At 70.2% G+C, this 2729-nt stretch carries 3 protein-coding genes and 1 pseudogene; 3 read left to right on the top strand and 1 reads right to left on the bottom strand.

The genetic code is table 11. The features are described from left to right. The 3 genes and pseudogenes from VFM98_RS18305 to VFM98_RS18295 all read left to right on the top strand — a co-directional run. Nucleotides 1–537: pseudogene (locus VFM98_RS18305) on the top strand (phosphonoacetate hydrolase); the annotation flags it as partial. Further along, nucleotides 537–1289, top strand: coding sequence for an SDR family oxidoreductase (locus tag VFM98_RS18300; protein ID WP_325111334.1), 753 nt, complete (start codon nucleotides 537–539; stop codon nucleotides 1287–1289). The pseudogene VFM98_RS18305 and the gene VFM98_RS18300, both read left to right, overlap by 1 nt. Next, on the top strand, nucleotides 1286–2494 hold the full coding sequence (locus VFM98_RS18295; RefSeq protein ID WP_325111333.1) for an MFS transporter: 1209 nt from the start codon (nucleotides 1286–1288) through the stop codon (nucleotides 2492–2494). Before VFM98_RS18300 ends, VFM98_RS18295 begins: the two co-directional genes overlap by 4 nt. On the opposite strand, the gene VFM98_RS18290 is transcribed toward VFM98_RS18295, so the two are convergent. Beyond that, the coding region (locus tag VFM98_RS18290) for a BPSS1780 family membrane protein (protein WP_325111332.1) at nucleotides 2484–2729 on the bottom strand (246 nt) is incomplete at its 5' end. The two genes, VFM98_RS18295 and VFM98_RS18290, sit on opposite strands and share 11 nt — an antisense overlap.

Below are 2729 nucleotides of genomic sequence, written 5' to 3'. Positions count from 1 at the left end.
GCGCTGACCGCGGACCACGGCATGAACGACAAGTCCGACGCCGCCGGCAACCCGAACGTCGTCTGGCTGCAGGACATCCTCGACCGCCGCTTCGGCAAGGGCGAGACGCGCGTCATCTGCCCCATCACCGACGCCTTCGTCGCGCACCACGGCGCGCTCGGCGGCTTCGTGCGCGTCTGGTGCCAGGGAAGGGCCGCGCCGAAGGAGGTGATGGCGGCCATCCACGACCTTCCAGGCATCGAGAGCGTGCTGGACAAGGCCGCGGCCTGCCGCGTGCACGATCTGCCGGCGGACCGCGAAGGCGACGTCGTGGTAATTTCCTCCGCCGAGGCGTGCATCGGCGGCGCGGAAGCGGAGCACGACCTCTCGGGGCTCGCCGGCCATCGGCTGCGCACCCACGGCGGCGTGTCGGAGTCGAGGGTGCCGTTCATCCTGAGCGAGCCGCTGAACGGCCGCTACCGGCTGGAGGCCGGCACGGCGACGCTGAAAAGTTACCGCATTTTCGATTTCGCGCTGAACGGCACGGGAGAGTCGTGATGCCGCAACTGCAAGGCAAGGTGGCCTGGATCACCGGCGGCGGCTCGGGCATCGGCCTGGCCGGGGGCCTCGAGCTGGCCCGCGCCGGCGCGCACGTCGTCGTCTCCGGCCGCAGCCCGGAGACCCTGGAGAAGGCGCTGAAGCAGCTCAAGGCGGCCGGCAGCGCGGAAGCGCTGGCCCTGGACGTCGCCAGCAAGGAGGACGTGGCGCGCGCCGCGGCGAAGATCGGCCGCGTCGACATCCTGGTCAACAGCGCCGGCATCAACAGCCCGCGCCGCAACTTCCACAACGTGTCGCTGGAGTCCTGGGACCAGATCGTCGCCATCAACCTGTCCGGGATGTTCTACTGCGTGCACGCCGTGCTGCCGGGCATGCGCAGCCGCAAGGACGGGCTGATCATCAACGTCTCTTCCTGGGCCGGGCGCTACGCCAGCACGCTCACCGGGCCGGGCTACAACGCCACCAAGCACGCGGTCGTGGCGCTCACCGAGTCGATCAACATGGAGGAGTGCGCCAACGGCATCCGCGCCACCGCGGTGCTGCCCGGCGAGGTGGCGACGCCCATCCTGGAGAAGCGCCCGGTGCCGCCGGCGCCGGAGGTGCGCGCGAAGATGCTGCAGGCCGAGGACCTGGGCAAGACGCTGCTTTTCATCGCCGCGCTGCCCGCCCGCGCCTGCGTCAACGAGCTCATCATCAGCCCCACCTGGAATCGCTTCTACCTCGGCGGGCTGGAATCGCCCCCTAAGACTTGATCGCGCTGCGGGTAGTCCTGCCGTTCCTGGCGGGATACTTCCTGTCCTACGTCTACCGCGCGGTCAACGCGGTGCTCGCGCCGCTGCTGGTGGGCGAGTTCGGCATCTCCGCCCAGCAGCTCGGCTTCCTCACCGGCGTCTACTTTTTCTCCTTCGGCCTGTTCCAGATCCCGCTCGGCGTGCTGCTCGACCGCTTCGGGCCGCGGCGGGTCAACGCTTTTCTGCTCGTGCTCGCTGCGGCGGGTGCCCTGGCTTTCTCAAAATCGACCAGCTTCGAACACCTCGTTCTCGCCCGCGCGTTGATCGGCCTGGGCGTGTCCGCCTGCCTGATGGCGACCATCCAGGCGTTCATCCTGTGGTTCCCGCCGGCGCGCATGAGCACCATGATCGCCCTCGCGTATTCGATGGGCGGCCTGGGCGCGATCACGGCCTCCGCGCCGCTCGAGCTCGCGCTGCGCGCTTTCTCGTGGCGGGAGATCTTCGCCTTCCTCGCGGCGCTGACGCTCCTGCTGAGCGCCGTATTCGCGCTGCTCGTGCCGGAGCACGCCGCGGATCGCAAGCCGGGCGGCCTGCGCGAGCAGCTGCAGGGGCTCGCCGCCATCGCGCGCGACGGCGCATTCTGGCGCGTGGCGGTGGCGATCGGCACGACGCAGTGCGCCGTGGTGTCGCTCTTCACGCTCTGGATCACCATCTGGCTGCGCGACGTCGCGGGCTACGATCGCGCGGCCGCGGCGCAGGGGCTGGCGGTGGCGGCCGTCGCGCTGATCGCCGGCTACTTCTTCTTCGGCCGGCTGGCCGACCTGCGCGCGCGGCGCGGCCGCTCGCAGCTGCCGCTGTTCGTCGGGGGCGTGCTGGCGGCGCTCGGCTTCCTCGCGCTGCTGGCGCTCGGCGTGACGCAGGCCGCGGTGCTGCTGTGGGCGGGATTCGTGTTCTGCGGCACCGGCGCGACCCTGGGACATTCGATCCTCACGCGCCGCTATCCCCGCGACATGGCCGGGCGCCTCAACACCTGCATCAACACTTTCACGTTTTTCGGCATCTTCGCCGGCCAGTGGATCACCGGCGCGATCCTCAACCTGTGGCCCGCCACGGCAACCGGCTACGACGCCCGCGGCTACGCCTGGGCGCTCGGCACGCTCTGGACGGTGCAGGCGGCCGGCCTCGCCTGGCTGTGGGCCGGCCGCAAGCGCTTCGCTACGCCGTGAAGTAGATGTCGCGGTAGGCGGTGTAGATCGACGCCGCCGCCATCGGGCCCAGCACCAGCCAGCCGAGCGCCAGCGGGATCGAGGCGACGATACCGAGCACGAAGAAGATGACGCCGTAGACCAGGAACGGAACGATGTTCTTCAGGCAGCCGGCGAAGCTTTCCTTCAGCGCGTCGACCGCGCCGCGCTCGTGGAACACCACCAGCGGGGCGGCGAACCACACCGCCATGAGCAC

The organism is Ramlibacter sp. (genome assembly GCF_035706265.1).
In the GTDB taxonomy this organism is placed as follows: Bacteria; Pseudomonadota; Gammaproteobacteria; order Burkholderiales; family Burkholderiaceae_C; genus Ramlibacter.
The sequence above is the reverse complement of the archived record's forward strand: the minus strand, read 5'-3'. Positions and strand labels throughout refer to the sequence as shown.